Here is a 22484-nt window from a genome sequence, read left to right as displayed (position 1 = left end):
TGATTTGCAAACAGATACGAAGAAACTATTGAAATTTAGTTTAGAAATTCTTCTTTTGAGTTTATAAAATTCTCGTAAGCCTGCACAGGTTGCATAACAATTAATAATTGTTATGTCCCCCAGAGAACTACCCTGAGGCAGGCTAGTGAACCTGAGGCAGGACGCCGAATGTGAGCGTTAAAGAATTTTATATAAGCAAAAGATTAGAATTTCTTAATTAAATTTCTAGTTTAGAGCTCTGTTTGAAAATCATTACGGATGTCTTTATACTTTTTTGCATTCTCAAGATCTAAATTTATTGACATAACTTTATTTTTACCAAGAGCTTTTGCCCTATACATAGCTTTGTCTGCAGAGATGAATAAAAAATCTATATTTTGCATTGTAGGAGTAATGGATGCAACACCAAGACTCGAGGTGATAGTTATTGAATCAGATTTTCTAACAATCAGAGGATTGTTTTCTATAGCACTTCGTAAATTTTCTCCAACCATTTCGGCTTCTTTAAATGAGGTATTAGGTAATAATACCATAAATTCTTCACCACCAAAGCGACCTAAAATATTATCATCACTTAAAATTTCAGAACAGACTTTAGAAAGACGCTTTAATACTAAGTCACCGGTATGATGACCTAGGGTATCATTTATCTTCTTGAAATCGTCAATATCAATCATGATAGATGAAATAGGTTTAAACGATTTTTTCGCATTATTAAAACTTATATTTGCCAGTTCAAAAAACCTACGTCTGTTGTACAAATTAGTTAGAGAGTCTATGCATGCTAGTTTCTTAGCTTTACCGTGTAATTTAGCATTCTCTATAGCCATTCCTGCATGAAAGGCAAAGGATAATGCTATGTCACAATGATAGCTAGTATAAATGTCATTTTTAATTGAATCGAGTGTTAAAATGCCTATAATTTTGTTCTTGAAAATTATAGGTATACCCATCCAACTTTTTATATTGCTCACACCTATATAATGAGTAAAACGAGGATCTTCTTTAACATTTGTAACTAATAAGGTAGTGTTAGTTTGATATATTTCTTTAAATAATTCATCATCATCTTTGCTAATACATATTTTGTAAATGCCATCTGCGTTTTTAAAACCATATGCTGCAGTAATAGTAAACTGGTTATTCTCTTCCATAAAAAATGATGCACTATCGTAAGGTACTAGAGTTTTTAAAGATTTTAATAGTTTATCTAAAACTTCGTCTAAATTTAAAGTGGAATTTAAGAGATATGTAGCTTCATAAAGTTTTCCTGATAAGAGAAAATTTTCTTTTTCCTTAGACAAATTTTTAATCCTTATGCATGCTTTAGATTCATTTTTGGCAGAGCAAAAAGCATTTAAGAGTATGAAAATAAAAGATGCTAATAGAAAATAATTATTGATTCTATTTATGTCTATATAATTTAATAAGGACATTGTAATTATTATAATGGTCATTAAGCAAGCAAGAAAAATAAATATGAGCTTTTTCGTTTTGTTATGATATGTCTTTAACACAATAAAAGTATCATATAAAATCATACAAAAAATAAATAATTTAAATATGATAATGATTTTTGAAGCAAGTAGTGGTGAAATGAAAATAGTAGAAATTATAAAAACGGAGCAAAAAAGTTTGCAACTTATGTTGATAATTTTTGAGTAAATGTCCTTAAAAACCATACATATATAACTTAGCATAAAATAGACTGCAGCATAAAAAGTTATATATTCTAATTTAATGTCAAAGCTATAAGTTAAGTTATTATATATAGATAAGATATAGCCATTGCCAACAATTAAGGTTCTTAAGGATGTAATTATGCACAAAGCTCCAAAATAAAGTTTGAAGTAATCTTCTGTTGCAAAAATATATAACCAAAGGTGATATAAGCCTACTATAAGTAATACACCAAAGTAAAAGAAATTAAGAGCAATAGAAGTCTCTCTTTTATTCATCATTTGGGATTCAGTGCCTAAATAAATTTTGTTTAGGATGCCTCCATCGCGAAAGTTATGGTTGGATACTTGAAGTACTAAATTAACTTGTTTATTATTATTCATAAAATAACTCGTTATGGGTACAGACTTAGGTATTTCCGAAAAACTTGTTGGACCAACAACACCATTGGATGAGAAGAGGTTTCCATTTACCCATAATTTATAGGAAGATAACATCGAGGGAACGCTTATACCTAAAAGAGTATTTTTATATTTAGAATTTAATTTTATATTTAGACTATATGTAGCATATCCAGAAGAACTATAATTTTTATTATATTTATTCCATGCAACTGGCATATCTATATAAGATGGAGTTTTTGTAGCAATATCTTTTGGAGATAATAATTGTTTCCAGTAAAACTTCCATTGTCCGTTAAGAGTTGTATACCCGCTTTTATTAAAATCATAATTTGAAAGTTCAAGTACTCCCTTATTAGAATTAATAGGCGGCGATGTATTTGGCATAATTAATTTATTTAAACATAATATAACATATAACAAAGAGGCTAATATAATGATAGATAGAGTTATGGTTAATGGTTTCTCTTTTTTTATCATTATATTGAAGCCTCCCCTTTTACACATTATGGTATAATAGTATTATATTATCCTAATTATGTAAAAATGTCATTATTTATTTTTAAATTTAAAAATTAATTTAATATTTATAAAGCATGAAATCCATTACTTATAAAATTTTATGATATACTTGTTGTTTATAAGAAAAGTATTTACATGGAGGTATTAATATATAAATGTATAAATTAATAGCAATCGATATGGATGGAACATTATTAAATGAGGAAAAGAAAATTTCCCAGGCTAATTATGATGCAATACAACAAGCTACAAAAAATGGAGTGAAAATTGTATTAGCATCAGGAAGACCATTAGTTGGGTTTAAAAAATATTTAAAAGAGCTTAATTTAATTTCAGAGAATAATTATGCTGTAGCGTTTAATGGAGCACTTGTTCAAAGTACTGAAGGTAGTAAAATAATATCTAAAACAACATTAACTCTTGAAGATTATAAAAGTTTGTACAAGCTTAGTTTAGAGTTAGAGGTAAATATACATGCGCTAACTGAGAATTCAGTGATTTCTCCTAAAGACAATGAATATACTAGGCAAGAATCACACTGGAATGGTATTACATGCAAAATAAGTCCTGTTGAGGATGTAGATCCAAGTACTACTATAGTTAAAGTAATGTTTGTAGATAAGTCAGATATTATAGATGAAGTAATGACAAAAATCCCTGCAGAAATAAGTAGTAAATACACAGTAGTTAGAAGTGCACCTTTTTATCTAGAATTTCTTCCTAAATCTGTTAATAAGGGCTCAGGTGTTTCAGCACTTGCTGAAGAATTAAACATTAAACAGGAAGAAGTTATATGTATAGGGGACGCTGGAAATGATATTCATATGATTAAATATGCTGGACTTGGAGTTGCAATGGGTAACGCATTTCCAGAAGTTAAAAGAGCTGCTGATTTTATAACTAAAACAAATGAGGAAGATGGGGTAGCATTTATTATCAATAAATTTATCTTAAATAGTGATAAACAAGAAGACTTAGCAGTTTAACAACATTTTGGAAGCTTCAAGTCTGCCATCTTCTTCGAAGCTGATGAAGCGACCCAGGAGATGATTTAACAAATATAGAAAAGCTAGTAATATTTAATTACTAACTTTTCTATTTTTTTAAAAAATTTAATAATATAAGAAATCCTAGATGTTAAGTTAATTCATTCATTTCAGCTCTTCTATTTTGCTGTCTTTCTTCCATATTTTTCAAAGCTTGTGGATCCATATGATCTTTATTATGATTTATATATCCTTTTGCAAAATTATAATTTTTTTCTAACTCTTCTATATTAGCAGAGTTTCTTTGCCCATTATTTAAAATTTTCTCTTCTAAATTTTCAATGTTATCTTCTCTTGAAACTTGTTTTATTATTGTGTTACTATATTTTTCTAATGAATTTATATCTGAAAATTTTTCTAAATGTCTTTCCGTTCTAGTATGATTTTGTATTATATTTTCGAGTGCCTCAATTCTATTAGCTTTTTCTATTTTATAACGGTCTTCATTATTGTAAATATTGTTGTCCATTAAAAGTCCTCCTTTTTTAATAATTTTAATATTATTATTTTAGGTTTTTTATTAGTTTGTAATACTATGAGATGCTTGGAATTTAATATATAAAACATAATTAAGACGATATTGTGTATAAGTTGGATATAAATGGATACAAAATATTTTTTATTTTATAGGATTATCTGCTATAATTACATTTGTATTAATTGTTAACTGATCAATAGGAAAATATTAGAAATTATTTTTTAAAAAATATATATACAAGGGGGATCATAATGTTAAAGAAAAGGAAAATTATATTAGCTTTTGTGTGTCTATTTGTTATAGGTGGAGTTTTGTATGGTACAAACTATTCTATAAAAAAACATAACCAATCAGTACAGACCATAAAAATAAATCAGCAGAACAAAACCTTAAGTAGTGCTGCAAAAAATAAAGAAATACAAGAAGAAGCAACACTTTCGAAAGTTGCAAAGAAAAAGGAAGAAGAAGATAAAATAGCAAAGCAATCGGAGGCTATAAAATTAAAGAAAGCGTCAGTGATAAAAGCGGCAGCCCAAAAATCAAAAGCAAAAAAAGAGGCAACTGCAGTTAAGACTGAAGCTATAAAGGCATCCGCAGTTAAAACTGATGAATATAAGAAGAGTTCAAATGGAGCATCTAAGAAGGTTGTTGTAATAGATCCAGGTCATGCTAGTATTAGTAGTAGCGTAAAAGAACCAGAAGCTCCAGGTTCAAGCATAATGAAAGTAAAGGAACCAGGTGGAGCACAAGGCATTAATTCAAGAACTCCAGAGTATGTGGTTAATATGGCAGTAGCAGTAAAGTTAAGAAGTTTGCTACAAGCAAAAGGTTACACTGTTATAATGACTAAAACTCAAAATAGTTTAATGCTCGGTAATATTGCAAGAGCTGAGGTTGGAAATAAAGCTAAGGCAGATTTAGTTATAAGAATTCATGCAGATTCGAATAATAATACATCCGCGAAAGGTGCATCAATGCTTGTTCCTTCAGATACTAAAAACACTAATGCAATATATAATACAAGTAAAAGTTATGGAGAAACAGTTTTTAAAAGCCTTGTTAGTGATGTTGGCATGAATAATAGAGGTGTTATGCAAAGAGATGATATGACAGGATTTAATTGGTCAAAGGTTCCTGTTATTTTAGTAGAAATGGGTTTTTTATCTAATGTTAGTGAAGACAAATTGCTTAATACAAATGCTTACCAGGCTAAGATAGCTAACGGATTGGCAGATGGAATCTACAATGCACTAAAATAACTTATCATTAGTTATACAAATATATTTTAAAAAGGATATAGAGAGAACAATTACTTTCTATGTCCTTTTATTTTATTAGTATAATAAATGTTATTTAACGACGGTTTCTGGTTCTAGATGAATCATTACATATGAATCTCCAGGGAAAACATTTTTTAGTTCGTCTTCAATTTCATCTGAGAGCTTATGGGCATCAATTAGTGAGGCATTTTCTACAACATGGATATGCACATCAATTTCTCGCGTGCTTCCACTTTTGCGAGTTCTTAAGTTATGGTATTTAGTGATTTCGTTGTGAGAGTTAAGTATGATTACTATCTTTGAAATATCATCATCTGGAAGTTTGCAATCTACTAAATCATTCAAAGATTTTTTGATTAAATCTATAGAAGTCTTAACTATTAGTATTGCAACAACAATAGCTGTAATTGAATCAATAATTGGTATCTTCGTTACTTTTAAGAGTAAAAGCCCGATTACTACCCCAATGGATGTATATACATCTGTTAGAAGATGCATAGCATCAGCCTCTAGGGCAATAGAATCGGTTTTCCTGGCTGTCTTTAACAAAATCATTGAAACAACAAAATTAATTGCAGAGGCTATTAACATTACAAATATACCTAGACTTATATTTTCTACAGCTCCACCTTCAAACATTCGTTTTATGGCTTGATATACTATTAGAGCAGCAGCAAGTAAAATTAATAACGCCTCAACAAAACCAGATACATTTTCATATTTACCATGTCCAAAAGGGTGACCTTTATCTTCAGCTTTGGAGGATATTTTAATGGAGAAAAAGGCAATAATACTCGCCAAAAGATCTATAGAAGAATGGATTGCTTCAGAAATAACACTAACTGAGCCCATTAATATTCCGGCTATAACTTTAAAAATTATTAATACAGTATTAGAAACTATAGACAATAAAGCAGAACTCTGCTTAGTCATTTTTATTCAATCCTTTCAAATTAGTTATGTTGATAGTCAAGATTATATTTGTTTTACAATATAAACTATGTGTTTATTTTCAAAATTGTTACACTAAAATAATTATTGTACATTGTTTTAACAACATTTATTTAGTAGACTCTAGTTTAAAGAAAAAATAAGTCTACATTCTTTTAAAGAATGTAGACTTATTTATTTGCTATTAATGTCATAACTTTTAATTAATGCGTTTTAATTTTATATCGTATTTGTTTTTATACTTCGCCATACGAGGATCATTTTTAAAATAACTCTCATACATTCCTTTAGCGACAGTTGCAGCATCACTACCATAACCACCATCAAATATAACTACAGATATTGCAATTTGAGGATTTTTTGCTGGTGCATAACCTACATACCATCCATAATCTCCTCTACCCACTTTATTTTGCACTGCGGATTCATTAAATTGTGCGGTACCTGTTTTACCACCTGTAGCTATAGGAAAATCACCAAGTGCTTTAGATGCAGTACCATCAGTACCACCGCCTGCACCTGTAACGTTATTCATACCTTGCATAACTAAAGCTCTAGTTTTGGCACTTAATTTGGCTTTGTCTATTACCACAGGTTTTACTTGAGATATTAACTTCCCATTAGAATCTTTTATGTTATCAACTAAATGAAGTTTATATCTTGTTCCGCCATTTGCAATGGTTGCGATATAGTTTGCCATTTGCAGTGGTGTAAAATTATCCATACCTTGACCAATACTTGCAATATACATATTGTATGGATAACTTAAAGAACCATGTCCTGCTTGTACTGCTTGGTAGTTTACATCTGCTACAATAGCTTTAATATTGGCAGCAGTAAATTTCTTGTTTTTATATTTAGGATCAGTAGCAATTAATTGATTAAATAAGCTGGTATAGTTTTTACTAGAAAAAGTTCCATTTTTCACTGAATTTTTTATATTAGTTTTAATTTTCGTTTTAATTTCTGAAAGCTTTTTACCATTATAAACAATATTAGCATCGTTAGTTCTATCATATAAATCTATTGGAGGAAATTTTGTGCTTGTTCCAGAGACACCCTTAGTTAAATCATCCTCAATAGTCAAAAGATATTGCGATGCTGACAAGTTTTTCTGGGATGCCGTATTATATACTTGCCCAAAATTCTCGTTTATTTCTATTCCTGTACCAGGGTTAACTGTTTTAGGATCAGCTCCTAGTCCAAACATCCATGCATATTTAGCTAAAACGTCATCTCCAAATTTTGTTCTTAATAAACCACCTACATTCATAAAGAATGGGTTACTGGATTTTGCTAGTCCACTTACTACATTTACTACTCCAAGTGCTCCATCTGAATAGAAATGATCTAAATGACCGCCACCTATATCAAAACTACCTACATCATTGTAAGTGGTAGACCCATCTATAACACCAGATTCAAGACCTGCAATTGCGGTCATTGGCTTAAATGTAGATCCTGAAGGAATAAGTGACATAGTTGCATAATTATATAAATATTTTGGATAGTAATCAAACTTATCCTTTCTTATTGTGGTATTTCCCTTAATGCTTGTGTCTATTGGAAACATATAATTAATTAAGCTTTGCGATTTTCCCTGAGCTTTTGCCATTTTTTCATAGTCTGGATTAAAATATTTCTTTGATTGAGCTTCAGTTAGTCCTTCTGATGTAGAGAAATCGTTAGGATTGTAACCTGGCATGCTAGCAAGTGCGAGTACTTTACCACTGTGAATATCAATGGCAACAGCGGCTCCTCTTGTTGCATTTGTTACATTTAAATCATTAACCGTTCCTCTACTTCGTAATGATTTCATCTCAACATTTAATGCATTTTCTGTGCTGTATTGTAAATTTGCATCTATTGTAAGTTGGACATTATTACCAGGAGTTGCCTTTTTACTAGTAAATTCATTAGTTACCTTGCCCTGACTATCAACTTTTACTTCTACTCCTCCATTAACTCCTTTGAGGGTATTTTCCATTGCAGCTTCAATTCCATTGGTTCCAACATAGTCTTTACTTGTGTCATAACCCTTTGCTACATATTTCGCTTTATCAGCAGGACTTATTTTGTTTATATAGCCCAAAACGGATGAAGCAAGTTGTCCATATGGATATTGTCTCATAGGTTGATTTTCAACCTTAATTCCGGGTAATTCTGAAAGACTTTGTTCTAATATTAGTGATGTATCTTTTTTTATATTAGTTGCAATGGTAATTGGTTTGTATTTAGAAAAACCATTCATTTTTATAGCATCTTTTACAACTAAATATCTTCTTATTACGGTTGGCGTTCCTTGTATATTCAAACTTGAAATTCCTTTTATTACACCATAATTATTAAGAAGTGTATTATATACTTGCTCTGGAGTTAATTTTAGCAGCTCATTATTAAGCTCAGTTACTTCAGCTGAGGTTAAATCTGCTTCTTTTTTATTACTAAATTTTGATTTTAATATACTATCTTGAAATCCTCTATCTTTTAGAAACCTTATTTGTAGGACTTGTATTCCCTTAGAATCACTTGAACTAAATTGAAATCTGTATGGTGCAATTTTAAGAGCAAAACTATCCGTTTGTACTTCTTTATTTTGATCCAAAATCTGAAATACCTTTTGTAATGATGCAAATAACTTATTACCGGCATCAACGGTATCTGTGTATGTAAGGTTATAACCTAATACTTCATTTGCAAGGCTTATTCCATTTTTGTCCGTTATGAGCCCTCTTGGTGCTTCTACTGTAATTACCTTATGAGCATTAGCATTTGCTGTAGCTTTGTAATACTTTCCATTTATTACTTGTAAATAATATAATTTTACAATTATTATTAAAAATATAGCTAACATAATTCCTAATAGAACAGTATATCTAGTAAATTTCGTTTCTTTTTTCATTTCATCACAACTTTCATATTTTAATTATATAAATGCAACCTACAATTCAACACATGCGATTACAATTTTTTTTTATTATTAGTTTAAATCACAAAAGTAGCATATTTTAATTTTAAATATGCTACTTAATATATTACCACATTTCACATTATATCGACGTTGTTATGTAAAACTAAATTGATGTATACAATGTTAAATTTAGCGAAATACATTATTAGAATATATTATTTTCATGTAAAACAAAAATATACAGGTACGAAATTATTTTGCACCTATATATTTGTATTTATTAATAAAATTTTCCTCATAAGTTTTAATTATATCTTCATCTTTAATTTCTACCACATTATCCATTTCATGTGAAGTTAAAATTTCTTCTATTTCCTCATCAATTGAACCATATATTTTTATTTGTTCCTCTGTAGATTTCATTTGTAACAATTCTATGTTTTTTAATGCATCGTTATATTGAGCTTGTAATTGTGCAATTTCTTTTGTTAGATGATTTACTTGAAACTGTTGTTTTTCTTTTATCTGTTCTACATAAAATATTTCATCCTTTTTATCTTTTTTAAAGTTATCATATAACTTAATTGTTCGTTTTGCATCTTTATTCATAAATGCAACACCACCGATTCCACCAATCCCAAATCCTATAACACCATAACAAATAATACTTATAATTTCTAGCATAATTTAAACCTCCCATATTTCTATTGTGAATATCTATTTTTATATGTATAACGAAAATATAGTTGTTTATAAAGAAGAAAAATAGTACAATTTTGCATTTGAATATATTCTATATAATGTTATGTACTTTTCTACTAAATATTCCAGTTTAAATTGATTTTATTTGTGGTGCTTCATATTTTTAGGGACTTTCCTTCAGAAGCCGCCAATTCATTGTTGTATCTTCTAAGTCGATGTTTCAGCGAATCAGGAGATGATTTAACGACATATATGTACTATATATAGCTACTTGACAATACAAAGTAGCGGGTGTATGTTTTATTTATATTATTAAGTAATACAAAGTAGGTGATTGTTTGTATAATTCAACGCAGATATTGAAGGGGTTACTTGAAGGATGTATTTCGAAAATCGTAAGTAATAATGAAACGTATGGTTATAAAATATGTGAAAGATTAATAGTGTATGGATTTAAAGAAATTTCTGAAGGTAGTGTTTATCCTATACTTATAAGATTGGAAAAGAAAAAAATGCTTTACTCTAATATGATTAAGTCTCCTTTAGGACCAATGAGAAAATATTATTATTTAACCGAAGAAGGGGATAGAGAATTAGAATATTTTATAGAATCATGGGATAAAATCAAGAACAACGTTGATGATGTATTGGAGGGATAGTTGATGCTTACAGAATGGAGATCTAAGCAAATTAGAGTTAAATATCAGAAAAAATTAAATGACACCAACTTGTATTTATATAAAAGTATAAGTTCTTATATATTTAATAGCCAATTAACAAAAAATGAAAAAGAAGAAATCCTGCAACAGGTTATAGATATGATGTTAGAGGCTCAAATTGAAAATAAACCCATGAATTTAATTATTGGTAATGATTATGAGGAATTTTGTGAATTAATTATCAATGAGTATTTAAAAAATAAAAGCAAAAATTACAGAATGTTAAATTATATACAAAAGGGTTTATTGTGGATGATGGTTACTGCAGCATTTATGGTTATATTAAGGAAAATACTTAATTCCTCATATACTATAGGAATAACCATAGATCAGATTATAATAGTGGGAGTTATTTCATTTATTATGATACCTGCAATAAAAAAGAGTAGTCAGGAAAACTCATCACTGATTTTTTGGCACCAAAGACTTTACACTATGAATAAAGGGCTTACCAAATCTGGAGCATATGGATTTGTATTAATGATATTCACTGTTGGTGTAATAAGATTTATTATTTTAAAAAGTATTGGGAGTGAAGCTTTTAAATATACGATATATCTGTACTCATGCATCCCTTATATAATTTTAATATTACTTATAATTGGAGCAATTGAAATTTATAAGAGAAAGTATAATTTAAAAGAGCACATAAGACGATAAGTCTTGTGTGCTCTTTTAGTGTGCCTTAAATTAAATTGCTGTTTAATACTTCTGAAAGTGTTTTTGATTCTTCAATGTCAGTTATTAAATTAGCGGAGGATTTATTGTCGCCAATTATGATTCCACCGGTTAAAATATCTTTGTTGAAGAATAGATTCTTATATATGTTATTTTCGCTATCTTTTGAGCTGACAGCTTTAAATTGATCTTTAGATATTTTGCCAACGGACAAAAGTTCTATGTCCATAGCATTAAAGGCAATGGCACCTGTTGCATGTACGTAATTTTTAGTATCTCCTACTGCATTTGCACCTGCAATTTTACCCATATCCACGGCAGCGGGCCAGTTGCCATACACTGTGCCTTCAAATTCTGCAATGTCACCACATGCGTAAATATCTTTGACATTGGTCTGCATATTTTCATTAACGAGTATTCCTCTGTTAGTGTTTATATTGGTTTCATTAGCTATATTTTTATTTGGTACAATTCCTGTTGAAAATAGAACCATGTTAGCATCAATTGTTTTTCCACTCTTAAGTGTAACTGATGTAACAGAGGTTATACCATTAATAGCGGTTACTGAGTCACCTAATAGAACTTGAATATCTTGTTTTTCAACTGCAGCTTTAAGTATAAGACTGCCTTCGTTATCTAATTGCTTACAAAGTAAAGAATCACTAAATTCAACTACTGAAATTTTAAGACCAGCCTTTTTTATTTCATATGCGGCTTCAAGTCCTAGAAGTCCTCCACCTACAATTACTGCACTCTTAGCGGTTTTCATCTTATCCTTAATAGCATTTAAATCTTCTAAATCTCTTAAAGTGAATACTCCTTGTTTATCAATACCATCCATAGGAATGATTCGGTTTTGACTTCCGTTTGCTAAAATTAATTTATCATAGTTTAAAGTCTTGCCATCATTTAGTAGTACTTGTTTTGTTTTAGAATTTAATTTTTCAACTTGTACACCCAAGTTTAGGGCTATATTATTTTCAACGTACCATTCTTTTGGAGATAAGTAGAAAGTGTCATCTTTAAGGTCTTCACTTAGACCATCTGAAATAGAAGGTCTATAATATGTTAATTGTGACTCACTAGATACCATTTCTATAACACATTGTTTATTTCTCTTTCTTATTGCATCAGCAGCATAATATCCAGCAGCACCATTACCGATGATTAAAAATTTTTCTTCTTTTTCTGAGTTAAAGGATATTAGTTCTTGTGTTACTTCAATAAATTGATCAGCACCTGCGCCGCAAGCAGGACATATTTCTGGTGGCCTTTGACCATCAAATTCTTGTCCACAAACTATACATTTCCATCTTTTTTGTGTGGTTGGCTTAACAGGAAAATTACTTGTTTTTGTATTTTCAGCTATTTTTTTTGCAAAACTTTCACCAAATTTATAGGCAAAGTTTAAATCTTTTTCAGAGGGCTTAAAATTAACCACCATTTCCGGGTATAAATCAAGATTAATTTGTTTTAACCTATCCTTTATATTTGGTACCGCTTCTCCACTCCAACCATAAGAACCAAATGCAGAGGCTACTTTTCCACCATGAACTACAGGGTTTAAATTTATTAGAATGTCCCATATTGGTTTTAAAGCATCTCCATTTATGGTAGGAGAACCAAATATTATACCTTCAGATTCATCGATTTTCTTTAAAATATCATTCATGTCATGATGAATAACATCGTACATGTTAACTTTATAGTTTGAACTTGAGATTATGCCTTGTTCTATTTTATTAGCTATAGACTGCGTATAACCATAAGCTGATACGTAGCATATTGTAACCTCTGGTGTTTCTTTGGACTTTTCTGGGAGACTCCATTTTTTGTATTGATTTACAATACCTAAAGGGTCATCTCTTAAAATTGGACCATGCCCTGGGCATATTATATCTATTGGAAGGTCTTTGATTTTATCTATAGCCTTTAAAACATAAGGTTTAAATGGGCCCATAATAGCATCAAAATAATATTTTAAGGCTTCCCTATAATTTTTATCACTTTCGTTTAAATCATTAAACATAGCCTCGCTGGAATAGTGACTTCCAAAAGAATCACAAGTTATAAGTAGTTTGTCTTCCACGACGTATGTAAAAATTGAATCTGGCCAGTGAAGGAAGGGCGCTGAAATAAATGATAAGGTTTTATTCCCAAGATTTATACGCTCACCATCACCTACAGCTATATATTCAAAATCTTTGTTTATTATTTGCTTAAGAAATTTTATGGCTGAAGGAGAACCTACAACCTTGGCATTTTTAGCAATATCTAAAAGCTTTCCTACTGAGCCTGAATGATCTGGCTCAGTATGATCTACCACTATATAATCTATATCTTCTACTTTAATGTTTAGAGAATCTAATCTTTCTAGGTATTCATCAAAAAAATTTTCTTTTACGGTTTCGAACACCGCAGTTTTTTCACTGCCTTTAACTACATATGAGTTATAAGTAGTACCAAAAGGGGTATACATAATTATATCAAATATCCTAAGATTAGGATCAAGTGCACCTACCCAGTATATATCTTTTTTTACTTCTAATGCTTTCATCCATATCGCTCCTTTTAATAATTATTTAAAAATAATGGTTATTACTTAGAGTATAATATAAGAATATTTAGAATGCAATAATAATTTACCATATGGGTTCAAAAAATTCTTAGAAATTATGTTCTATTTTACAGCAAATATTTTTTAGGTTATAGTTTTGTTGCTATTTAAAAAGTATGGCGAGATAACAATTTTAATGCCATTATTAATAATAAATGTTTAAGAAATTTATTATTTTAAAATAAATAATCTCTTATTTAATGGTAGGAGATTATTTATTTTATCAGTTATGAGTATACTTTATATTAATTTAGCCACACTAAAGAGAATACAATTGAAAATTTTCAATGGATTCATAATAGTGGGGAGATGTGGTTATGAGCGAGATAGATGGTGATCATAAAAATTATTTGAATAAAGCTTATAAAAATTTTTCGGAATTAGTATACGTTGTATCTGCAAAGGAACTTGAGTTTTTTATTACAAAAGGAGAATTCACTAGTTATTTTAATGATAGAATGAAAAAAATATTATCAGAGATAAATGAAGAAAAAAATGAGAACTTAAATGTCGGAGTTTTTTTTAATACTAAGGGTGAAATAACGCTTATAGATGCGGAGATAGTAGGCAAATATATTGAGGATAATTTTAGCTTGAAAATGATGGAATATTATAAGAATACTTCTTTAAACAAAGTTATTAAAGAGATAGTTAACGGAAGTGAAAAATCAAAAGAAGATTTTATTTTAATTTCATATTCTATATTGTATGTTACACTTAATCAATTGTATAAAACAGTTAGTTGTAAAAAAACTAGTTTAATAATATATAGAAATAGATATGCTTTAGAGGATTATCGAAAGGATGATTGTACTATTGTTATTGCGGTATTATTAATATTGGAAGATTTGTGTAAATATATTGGTATTAATAGATATAGAATGGTGAAAGGGATAAAAGAAAAAATTTATAAATAGCTATAAAAGAATATTGCATAAAATAATAAAAAATATACAAACAAGCTGATAAGTATTAATAAAATAGCTATATTATTCTTATGTAAACGTAATTATGGTTAAAAAATGAAGTTTTGTTAAAAAATATTCACTTTTACATAAAAAACTTTTAGATAAAATTACTATAATTTCGACAAAATAATTTAATCATCTTATACTAAGTTCACTCACTATTATGTGTTAATCGTGTCATTATGGGTGTAAAGGGTCGATGTTGTCAGTTTAGGAAGATAATATTTCTGAAACCAATATCATAAAGTGACACATTTTTTTAAAAAGTAATGTTACTGTATTCTCATAACAAAGTATAGGGGGAAGACATTATGGTAATTTTAGAAAACTTAATAAAAAAAGTGACAGATGGTGATGTAAATCATAATTATTTTTATAGACTAGTAAAAAGTCAAATTTGTGTTTCGATGTATGGTGAACTTACTAAGGTACAAGCATATGGTATTGAAATAGAATCACAAGAGATTGTTAATGATAAAGTTGTTCGGATACAAAGAGATTGTGTAGAAAATATAAGTCCACAAAGATATAAAGTTAAAAATCTATTAAAAATGGTATATGATAACACAGTATCACCAATTCACATGATTGATATATTAGGTGAGTATATTGATGAGTATACTAGTGATTTCGATGAGACATTAAAGGACATAGCTACTTGCTAATATTGTAAATTAGTCTAACATATTTAGGAGCCGCTCCTCCTTCAGAGGGACTGCTCTTTTTTTTTATAGGGTTGTATACATATGGTAAATAATAACAAATAAATCGCATAATAACAAGAATAGTTGTGTATTAAATAAAATAATATATTGAAAACAAAAAATAAGACTATAAATAATCGTAATTTTACTATATCATTGTATTATTATAGATTTATACTTATAAAGTCTAAATCTATAATTTTTATAATATAAAAATTAAAGATCAAAATCATAAATTAACGAGTGGGAGTGATAGTTATGATTTTCGGCGTAGGTACCGATATAGTTGAAATAAGACGTATAAAAAAAGTTATCGAGAGCAATGATAAATTTCTAGAAAAAATTTTTACAGCATCTGAACTAGAATATCTTACAAGCAGAAACCTAAGGCCAGAATATATTGCGGGAAGATTTGCTGCGAAAGAAGCAGTAGCAAAAGCGTTAGGTACAGGATTTAGGGGGTTTGAATTTAAGGATATTGAAATTGAAAGAACAATTCTTGGAAAACCAATAGTAATTTTAAAAGGGAAAGCTAAATTAATAGCTAAAAAAGAAGGAGAATACAATATTCATCTTAGTATATCTCATGGGCAAGACAGTGCTATAGCATATGCTATATTAGAAGTACATAAAAAAGTTAAATAAGTATGTGCAAACTGTTAAATCATCTCCTGGGCCTCTGTAACATCTTCGTAGAAGATGCAACAAATTCAGTATAATGGTCTCAGATTTGTTAAATAGGTTTTCAGTGTAGTAATTAAATGTTTTTTAAATTTCGTTGTTAGTTTAGTAATAGTATTAAAGTATTAGTAATAGTATTAATTGTAGAGTGAGTTTATTTACGCAGATAACAATTTATAATTATATTTGTATCTCTAGAGTAATACTAGGAGGACAACAATGAAAAGAAGTATACTGTTATTATTAAGTTTTTTACTTATTTTAAGTTCAATGATATTAACTTCCTGTGGTAAAAAACCAAAAGACAATAATGATGTTACAACTTATTTAAAAAATATGGAAAGTTATACTACAAATTTGACTATGGATGTAAAGAACGACAAACAAACAATTAGATATAAGGCTAAACAAACGTATAAGCAAGGAGGCGGATACAAATTAGAGCTAAATAAAAGTAGAACGTTTATTTACAAAAATGATAACAAAATTTATGTTAGTGATAAAAACAATGGAGCAAAATATGTACAAGAAAAGGATTTTGATGGAGTACTTAAGCTAAGTTTTATTGGTGAATACATAGGATTATTATATACTAATGAGAAAATAGAATATTCTACAAAAACTATCAATGGTATTGAATACACAGTAATAAATCTATTCATACCTGGTAATAACAAAAACATTAATAAAGCATTGCTATATGTTAACAATAAAAGCATGCTACCAGAAAAAATGCTCATTTATGATATTGATAATAAAGAAAAGATAGGTATAACATATACCAATTTTCTTGCCAATGTAAAAATCAATCCGTCAGAGTTCAAAATTCGTTAGTTTGAAGTTAAGTGAAATAAACAAATGAGGTGAAGGTCATGTTTAGACATTTAAGGCCTGTATGGGCAGAAATTGATTTAGATAAATTAGCTCATAATATGAGAGAGATTAGAAGACTCTCTAAAAGTAAAGATATTATAGCTGTTGTAAAAGCGGATGCTTATGGGCATGGAGCAGTAGATGTTGCACCAGTGCTTCTAGAAAATGGTGCTGATATGTTAGCAGTAGCAATCCAAAGCGAAGCAGTGGAATTAAGGCGTTCAGGTATAGAATGTCCAATAATGATTTTAGGATTTACACCACCAGATTTAATAGATAATTTATTAAAATATGATATTGAACAAACTGTATGTTCTTATAAATTTGCTAGTGAATTATCAGAGATGGCTGTAAAAGAAAATAAGATAGCTAAAATCCATATAGCATTAGATACAGGTATGGGGAGAATAGGATATATACCTAACGATGAGAGTGCTAAAGAAGTATACAATATAAGCAAATTACCTAATATAAATATTGTAGGCATGTTTTGCCACTTTTCGACCGCTGATGAAAAAGATAAGACATATACTTATGAACAAATTAGAAAGTACGATGACTTTTATGAAAAGTTAAAAGCTAAAAAAGTGTACATAAAGATGAGGCATATTGCCAACAGTGCAGCTATTATAGATATGCCAGAAACTCATTATGAGGCAGTACGTCCAGGTATAATAATATATGGATATTACCCATCTGACGAGGTAAATAAAGAAAAAATAGATTTAAAACCAGTAATGACATTAAAAACAAATGTAGTACACATAAAAACATTACCACCAGGAGAATATGTAAGTTACGGTAGAAAGTATCAAACTCATAGAGAAAGTATTATAGCTACTCTTCCAATTGGGTACGCTGATGGATATACAAGGTATTTATTTGAAAAGGGAAAAGTAATCTTAAAGGGTGAATTTGCTCCAGTAATAGGTAAGATTTGTATGGATCAATGCATGATTGATGTTACTGAAATTAATGGAGTAAAAGTTGGAGATGAGGTTATACTTATAGGTGAAGATGGAGATAAAAAATTCACAGCAGATACAATAGCAAATTTAATAGGTACTATTAGTTACGAAGTAGTTTGTATGATAGGTAAACGAGTACCAAGAGTTTATATTCATAAAGATGAAGTTGTAAAAATAAGGAAGTACATGTAAAATTCATGTTTTTATATGTAGAATAAACTATTTATATGTAAACGTAATTGTTGAAAAAAGGCGAAAATACGAGTAAATTCTTTGACATACTGACATAGTTTGAATTATAATATATTTCATACATATTGTTGTTTTACTAAATAGGAGGTATTAAATTCTCTATGTCAACTTCAAAGAAACTAGTAATAAACCTCTCAAAAAAACTTTATATTGCATTTAATAAGTCACTCCAAAAAGATTGTAAAAAAAGGAGTGAATTTATTGGGGAAGCTATAATACTATATATTGAGGAAAAGAAAAAACTTAATTATATAGACAAAATGAAACAAGGATATTTAGAAATGGCCGAGTTAAATTTAAAAATAGCTAATATGGGTTTTGAGACTGATATCAAAGATTTTAAAGAATACGAAGTTAAGCTTTCGGAGAGTGATTTGTCAAATGACAACAATAGTAAAAAGAGGAGATATATTTTATGCTGATTTGAGTCCGGTTGTAGGCTCAGAGCAAGGTGGGATTAGGCCAGTAATTATACTTCAAAATGATATAGGTAACAAGTATAGTCCCACTATTATTATTGCAGCTATTACTTCTCAGATAAATAAAGCAAAACTCCCTACTCATGTTGAAATTTCTTCTGAAGAGTACGGTCTAAATAAAGATTCTGTAGTTTTGCTTGAACAGATAAGAACATTAGATAAAAAAAGATTAAAAGAAAAAATTGGTCATATGACTGATGGAGATATGAAAAAAGTAGATACTGCACTTTTAATTAGTGTGGGTTTGTAAAATGGATAAGGGGATTTAATGCCCTTAATAAATAGATAAGGGCATCCATTGCCCTTATTTTTGTCGTCATTCATAAAAATCATAAATTTATGTTATTATAGTGTGAAATGGTGTAATATTGTTCTTAATCAAACAAAATTGGTTTGAAAAATTTGATAAATAATTAACATATTTTGAATGTTATTCACAAAAATTTTATAAATATTTTTATTACATATCTAGTCATTATGGTATAATGTTATTAGTGATTTTACTGTAACGAATTATATAACATGGTAAGGAGAGTTGAATATGATACAATTAAAAAAAGTAACTAAGATTTATGATAATAATGTAATAGCGTTGTCGAATATTGATGTAACTATTGAGAAGGGGGAATTTGTATTCCTTGTAGGTCCTAGTGGAGCGGGTAAATCTACTTTTGTTAAGATACTTTTAAAAGAGGTAGAACCAACTACAGGTAGCATTATTATAAACAAAGTGGATATAACAAAATTATCTAGACGCAAAATACCATACCATAGAAGAAAAATTGGAGTAGTTTTTCAAGATTTTAGACTAATTAATACATTAAATGTTTATGAAAATGTGGCTTTTGCACTTAGGGCAACAGAGTGTAGTTCAAAGGAAATTAGAAAAAAAGTACCTTATGTTTTAGACTTAGTTGGACTATCAAAAAAACATATGGCTTTTCCTAATGAAATTTCTGGTGGAGAAAAACAAAGGGTATCACTTGCAAGAGCAATAGTAAACAATCCTACTTTGCTAATAGCAGATGAGCCAACAGGAAATCTAGACCCTGAAACAGCATTAGGTATTATGGATATTTTAAATGATATTAACAAAGCGGGTACTACTGTACTTATGGCAACACATGCAAAGAGCATAGTAGATGCTATGAAGAAGAGGGTACTCGCTATAGAAAAAGGTGTTCTAGTTAGAGATGAGCAAAGGGGTAGATACGGTTATGAAGATTAGTACAATTAAATATTTTATTGTTGATGCTTTAAAGAGTTTAAAAAGAAATAGAACCGTTAGTTTAGCATCAGTTGCTACAGTTGCAGCTACTCTATTTATTTTAGGAGTGTTTTTATTAATTGTTTTTAATGTTAATGCAGGTGTACAAAAAGTAGGAGCTAAATTGGAAGTTAAGATTTATCTTAAGGACAATGTAACTATAGCAGAGAGATCAGCACTAGAAAGAGCTATAAACAATGTTCAAGGCATTACAAAGGTTGATTTCCAAGATAAAAAAGATGCACTAAATCAAGTAAAGCAACAATTTGGACCAGATGATAAATCTTTAGTGCAAGGATTTGATAAACAAAATCCATTTCCCACTGCATACATAGTAAAAGTAGATAAACCTGAAATTATTTCTAAGGTAGTAAAGGCGGCTACCGGTCTAAAGGGAGTAGATAAGGTTAATGATGTAAGAGATGTTGTTGATAAAATTATAAAAATAACAAATACTTTTAAAGTAGTCGGAATTGTATTATTTGCAATTTTAATAGGTGTTTCTTTATTCTTAATAGGAAATACAATTAAACTTACACTATATTCCAGAAAAAAAGAAATAGGCATTATGAAATTTGTTGGTGCTACAGATTGGTTTATAAGATGGCCATTTATTATTGAAGGTATGATACTTGGTGTAGCGGGAGCAGTTATTTCCACAGGAGTATTATATTATGCATATAAATTAGTTGTTGAAAAGTATTCCAACGCAGTACTTGGAATTACGTTTTTAAATCCCCAAATTATATTAAGTACTACCTTATGGCAATTTATGTTAGGCGGTTTAGTTATCGGAGCTATAGGAAGTGTTATATCAATAAGAAAATTCTTGATTGTGTAATACTTAGTATGGTTATTTAATATATTTTTTAATATTAGTGTTATAAAATTTACTTTTTAACATAATAATATATAGAGAATTGCAAAGAGGTGTGTAAAATGGGTGATGAAAACAAAATTAAAGTTGCAAAAAATGGTAACCGAGTTCCTAAAGTAAAGAAAACAAAACTAATTATATGGATTATAGTTTTGCTCTTAGTTACTAATTGTTTAACTTTATTTGTATCAAATCAAATTTCACTAGGACTTCCTAATGGAAAAGTATTAATTTCAAGAGATGCTTATAATCAAGTAGTAAAATTTCAAAAACTATTTTTAGTAAGAAATAAACTATATGAGTATTATGATGGCAAAATCACCGATGATGTTTTGCTAGAAGGCGCTATAAAGGGTATGACTGATTCTTTAAAAGACCCTTATACAGTATTTATGAATAAAAAAGAGTTTACAGACTTTAATACTCAAACCACAGGAGCTTATACCGGACTTGGTTTACAAGTTGGAATTAAAGGCAATAACATAGTTATTATTGCACCTTTTGATGAATCACCAGCTAAAAAAGCAGGATTGCTTTCAGGAGACGTTATAGAGAAGGTTAATTCAACAAAAGTATCTGCAACTGAATTAGAAAAAGCTGTTGCAATGATGAAAGGCAAGGAAGGCGAATCAGTTTCTTTAACTATTAACAGAAAAGGAAAAGGTAGTTTTGAGGTAAACCTGAAACGTGCTAAAATTGATTTAGTAACAGTTAAAGGTGAGATGTTAGCAAATAAAGTTGGTTATATTCAACTTACTATGTTTGATGAAAACACTAGCAAGAATTTCACTAAAAAGTTAGCTGAATTAAAAAGCAAAGGTATGAAAAGCTTAATTGTTGATGTAAGAGGAAACCCAGGTGGATTATTAGATCAATGTGTAGATTTGACTTCTAATTTTGTGCCTAAAGGTAAGAATATAGTATATACAATAGATAAAAATAAGAAAAAGACAGAATATAAATCTAAAGGTGGTATTGCTATAGGTATGCCATTAACGGTATTAACAGATTCAGGATCAGCAAGTGCATCAGAAATTTTTTCAGGTGCAATAAGAGACTATAAAGTTGGTACTTTAGTGGGAGAAAAGACTTTTGGAAAAGGCATTGTTCAAACTATGCTTTATAGAAGTGTCGATGGATTTGATGATGGTACTGCTTTAAAAGTTACTATATCAAAATATTACACTCCAAATGGTGAAAATATACAGCATATTGGTATAAAACCAGCAGTTGCGGTTGTTTATCCAGCAGCACTTAAAGAAAAGGTATATAGTAGAACTACAGATCCACAGTTTCAAAAAGCTTTAGAATTAGCTAAGAATAAAATAAAATAAGAGCATAGGGATATTTATATAAGTATCTACCAAGAAATTTGGTAGATACTTAGTTTTTAATAACATTTATATTCTACGTGCGATATTAATACTTTT

General features: G+C 29.2%; 20 protein-coding genes. 14 read left to right on the top strand and 6 right to left on the bottom strand.

All coding sequences use genetic code 11. The features are described from left to right. Positions 1 to 230: 230 nt before the first annotated feature. Positions 231 to 2561, bottom strand: coding sequence for a diguanylate cyclase (locus KPL38_RS00830; RefSeq protein WP_216285616.1), 2331 nt, complete (start codon positions 2559 to 2561; stop codon positions 231 to 233). A gap of 197 nt (positions 2562 to 2758) precedes the next feature. Here KPL38_RS00830 and yidA point away from each other — a divergent pair, with 197 nt between their 5' ends. Continuing rightward, positions 2759 to 3589 (top strand): sugar-phosphatase, encoded by an 831-nt coding sequence (gene yidA, locus KPL38_RS00825; protein WP_216285614.1) that lies wholly within the window; start codon positions 2759 to 2761, stop codon positions 3587 to 3589. 151 nt (positions 3590 to 3740) lie between these two features. Here yidA and KPL38_RS00820 read toward each other — a convergent pair whose 3' ends face one another. Further along, a complete protein-coding gene (locus KPL38_RS00820) occupies positions 3741 to 4118 on the bottom strand; it encodes a hypothetical protein (protein ID WP_216285613.1) in 378 nt (125 codons plus the stop codon). Positions 4119 to 4378: 260 nt separating this feature from the next. On the opposite strand from KPL38_RS00820, the gene KPL38_RS00815 reads away from it, so the two are divergent. Further along, complete coding sequence (locus KPL38_RS00815) at positions 4379 to 5386, top strand: N-acetylmuramoyl-L-alanine amidase family protein (RefSeq protein ID WP_216285611.1); 1008 nt, start codon at positions 4379 to 4381, stop codon at positions 5384 to 5386. 90 nt (positions 5387 to 5476) lie between these two features. Here KPL38_RS00815 and KPL38_RS00810 read toward each other — a convergent pair whose 3' ends face one another. The 3 genes from KPL38_RS00810 to KPL38_RS00800 form a co-directional block, all read right to left on the bottom strand. Beyond that, positions 5477 to 6340 carry a cation diffusion facilitator family transporter gene (locus KPL38_RS00810; RefSeq protein ID WP_216285609.1) on the bottom strand — a complete coding sequence of 288 codons (864 nt, stop codon included), beginning with the start codon at positions 6338 to 6340 and terminating at the stop codon, positions 5477 to 5479. Between the two features lie 217 nt (positions 6341 to 6557). After that, positions 6558 to 9260, bottom strand: a complete 2703-nt coding sequence (locus KPL38_RS00805; protein ID WP_216285607.1) for a penicillin-binding transpeptidase domain-containing protein — start codon at positions 9258 to 9260, stop codon at positions 6558 to 6560. A 261-nt stretch (positions 9261 to 9521) separates the two neighbouring features. Further along, on the bottom strand, positions 9522 to 9953 hold the full coding sequence (locus KPL38_RS00800; RefSeq protein WP_216285605.1) for a hypothetical protein: 432 nt from the start codon (positions 9951 to 9953) through the stop codon (positions 9522 to 9524). A gap of 356 nt (positions 9954 to 10309) precedes the next feature. On the opposite strand from KPL38_RS00800, the gene KPL38_RS00795 reads away from it, so the two are divergent. Then, on the top strand, positions 10310 to 10630 hold the full coding sequence (locus tag KPL38_RS00795; RefSeq protein WP_216285603.1) for a PadR family transcriptional regulator: 321 nt from the start codon (positions 10310 to 10312) through the stop codon (positions 10628 to 10630). A 3-nt stretch (positions 10631 to 10633) separates the two neighbouring features. Further along, positions 10634 to 11350, top strand: coding sequence for a DUF1048 domain-containing protein (locus tag KPL38_RS00790; RefSeq protein ID WP_216285601.1), 717 nt, complete (start codon positions 10634 to 10636; stop codon positions 11348 to 11350). Positions 11351 to 11375: 25 nt separating this feature from the next. Here the strand turns inward: KPL38_RS00790 and KPL38_RS00785 are convergent, their stop codons facing one another. Next, positions 11376 to 13925, bottom strand: a complete 2550-nt coding sequence (locus tag KPL38_RS00785; RefSeq protein ID WP_216285599.1) for an FAD-dependent oxidoreductase — start codon at positions 13923 to 13925, stop codon at positions 11376 to 11378. Between the two features lie 377 nt (positions 13926 to 14302). Here KPL38_RS00785 and KPL38_RS00780 point away from each other — a divergent pair, with 377 nt between their 5' ends. From KPL38_RS00780 to KPL38_RS00735, 10 genes are all read left to right on the top strand, one after another. Next, entirely contained in the window at positions 14303 to 14902 is a 600-nt protein-coding gene (locus KPL38_RS00780) for a hypothetical protein (RefSeq protein WP_216285597.1), read from the top strand. Positions 14903 to 15264: 362 nt separating this feature from the next. After that, a complete protein-coding gene (locus tag KPL38_RS00775; RefSeq protein ID WP_216285595.1) occupies positions 15265 to 15618 on the top strand; it encodes a DUF6514 family protein in 354 nt (117 codons plus the stop codon). A 297-nt stretch (positions 15619 to 15915) separates the two neighbouring features. Beyond that, positions 15916 to 16302 carry a holo-ACP synthase gene (gene acpS, locus KPL38_RS00770; RefSeq protein ID WP_216285593.1) on the top strand — a complete coding sequence of 129 codons (387 nt, stop codon included), beginning with the start codon at positions 15916 to 15918 and terminating at the stop codon, positions 16300 to 16302. Between the two features lie 255 nt (positions 16303 to 16557). Next, complete coding sequence (locus KPL38_RS00765) at positions 16558 to 17172, top strand: germination lipoprotein GerS-related protein (protein WP_216285591.1); 615 nt, start codon at positions 16558 to 16560, stop codon at positions 17170 to 17172. 38 nt (positions 17173 to 17210) lie between these two features. Then, positions 17211 to 18371: an alanine racemase gene (alr, locus tag KPL38_RS00760; RefSeq protein ID WP_216285589.1), complete on the top strand. Its 1161-nt coding sequence runs from the start codon at positions 17211 to 17213 to the stop codon at positions 18369 to 18371. A 161-nt stretch (positions 18372 to 18532) separates the two neighbouring features. After that, complete coding sequence (locus tag KPL38_RS00755; protein ID WP_216285587.1) at positions 18533 to 18853, top strand: CopG family transcriptional regulator; 321 nt, start codon at positions 18533 to 18535, stop codon at positions 18851 to 18853. Further along, positions 18813 to 19160 (top strand): type II toxin-antitoxin system PemK/MazF family toxin, encoded by a 348-nt coding sequence (locus KPL38_RS00750; RefSeq protein ID WP_071614469.1) that lies wholly within the window; start codon positions 18813 to 18815, stop codon positions 19158 to 19160. The genes KPL38_RS00755 and KPL38_RS00750 overlap by 41 nt, the downstream gene beginning before the upstream one ends. Before the next feature lie 291 nt (positions 19161 to 19451). Continuing rightward, a complete protein-coding gene (gene ftsE / locus KPL38_RS00745) occupies positions 19452 to 20138 on the top strand; it encodes a cell division ATP-binding protein FtsE (RefSeq protein ID WP_216285585.1) in 687 nt (228 codons plus the stop codon). Then, a complete protein-coding gene (ftsX, locus tag KPL38_RS00740; RefSeq protein ID WP_216285582.1) occupies positions 20128 to 21018 on the top strand; it encodes a permease-like cell division protein FtsX in 891 nt (296 codons plus the stop codon). The genes ftsE and ftsX overlap by 11 nt, the downstream gene beginning before the upstream one ends. Positions 21019 to 21116: 98 nt before the next feature. Continuing rightward, the gene (locus KPL38_RS00735) at positions 21117 to 22388 is read left to right on the top strand and encodes a S41 family peptidase (RefSeq protein ID WP_216285580.1); all 1272 of its coding nucleotides are present in this window, start codon (positions 21117 to 21119) and stop codon (positions 22386 to 22388) included. Positions 22389 to 22484 lie beyond the last annotated feature (96 nt).

Origin of the sequence: Clostridium psychrophilum (assembly GCF_018861705.1) — a bacterium.
GTDB classification, from domain to species: domain Bacteria; phylum Bacillota; class Clostridia; order Clostridiales; family Clostridiaceae; genus Clostridium_AD; species Clostridium_AD psychrophilum.
This window is presented reverse-complemented; position numbering and strand designations above follow the sequence as displayed.

Excerpts from the sequence above, each read along its gene's own strand:
- KPL38_RS00830 (WP_216285616.1), bottom strand. The coding sequence starts at position 2,561 with ATGATAAAAAAAGAGAAACCATTAACCATAACTCTATCTATCATTATA.
- yidA (WP_216285614.1), top strand. The coding sequence starts at position 2,759 with ATGTATAAATTAATAGCAATCGATATGGATGGAACATTATTAAATGAG.
- KPL38_RS00820 (WP_216285613.1), bottom strand. The coding sequence starts at position 4,118 with ATGGACAACAATATTTACAATAATGAAGACCGTTATAAAATAGAAAAA.
- KPL38_RS00815 (WP_216285611.1), top strand. The coding sequence starts at position 4,379 with ATGTTAAAGAAAAGGAAAATTATATTAGCTTTTGTGTGTCTATTTGTT.
- KPL38_RS00810 (WP_216285609.1), bottom strand. The coding sequence starts at position 6,340 with ATGACTAAGCAGAGTTCTGCTTTATTGTCTATAGTTTCTAATACTGTA.
- KPL38_RS00805 (WP_216285607.1), bottom strand. The coding sequence starts at position 9,260 with ATGAAAAAAGAAACGAAATTTACTAGATATACTGTTCTATTAGGAATT.
- KPL38_RS00800 (WP_216285605.1), bottom strand. The coding sequence starts at position 9,953 with ATGCTAGAAATTATAAGTATTATTTGTTATGGTGTTATAGGATTTGGG.
- KPL38_RS00790 (WP_216285601.1), top strand. The coding sequence starts at position 10,634 with ATGCTTACAGAATGGAGATCTAAGCAAATTAGAGTTAAATATCAGAAA.
- KPL38_RS00785 (WP_216285599.1), bottom strand. The coding sequence starts at position 13,925 with ATGAAAGCATTAGAAGTAAAAAAAGATATATACTGGGTAGGTGCACTT.
- KPL38_RS00780 (WP_216285597.1), top strand. The coding sequence starts at position 14,303 with ATGAGCGAGATAGATGGTGATCATAAAAATTATTTGAATAAAGCTTAT.
- KPL38_RS00775 (WP_216285595.1), top strand. The coding sequence starts at position 15,265 with ATGGTAATTTTAGAAAACTTAATAAAAAAAGTGACAGATGGTGATGTA.
- acpS (WP_216285593.1), top strand. The coding sequence starts at position 15,916 with ATGATTTTCGGCGTAGGTACCGATATAGTTGAAATAAGACGTATAAAA.
- KPL38_RS00765 (WP_216285591.1), top strand. The coding sequence starts at position 16,558 with ATGAAAAGAAGTATACTGTTATTATTAAGTTTTTTACTTATTTTAAGT.
- alr (WP_216285589.1), top strand. The coding sequence starts at position 17,211 with ATGTTTAGACATTTAAGGCCTGTATGGGCAGAAATTGATTTAGATAAA.
- KPL38_RS00755 (WP_216285587.1), top strand. The coding sequence starts at position 18,533 with ATGTCAACTTCAAAGAAACTAGTAATAAACCTCTCAAAAAAACTTTAT.
- KPL38_RS00750 (WP_071614469.1), top strand. The coding sequence starts at position 18,813 with ATGACAACAATAGTAAAAAGAGGAGATATATTTTATGCTGATTTGAGT.
- ftsE (WP_216285585.1), top strand. The coding sequence starts at position 19,452 with ATGATACAATTAAAAAAAGTAACTAAGATTTATGATAATAATGTAATA.
- ftsX (WP_216285582.1), top strand. The coding sequence starts at position 20,128 with ATGAAGATTAGTACAATTAAATATTTTATTGTTGATGCTTTAAAGAGT.
- KPL38_RS00735 (WP_216285580.1), top strand. The coding sequence starts at position 21,117 with ATGGGTGATGAAAACAAAATTAAAGTTGCAAAAAATGGTAACCGAGTT.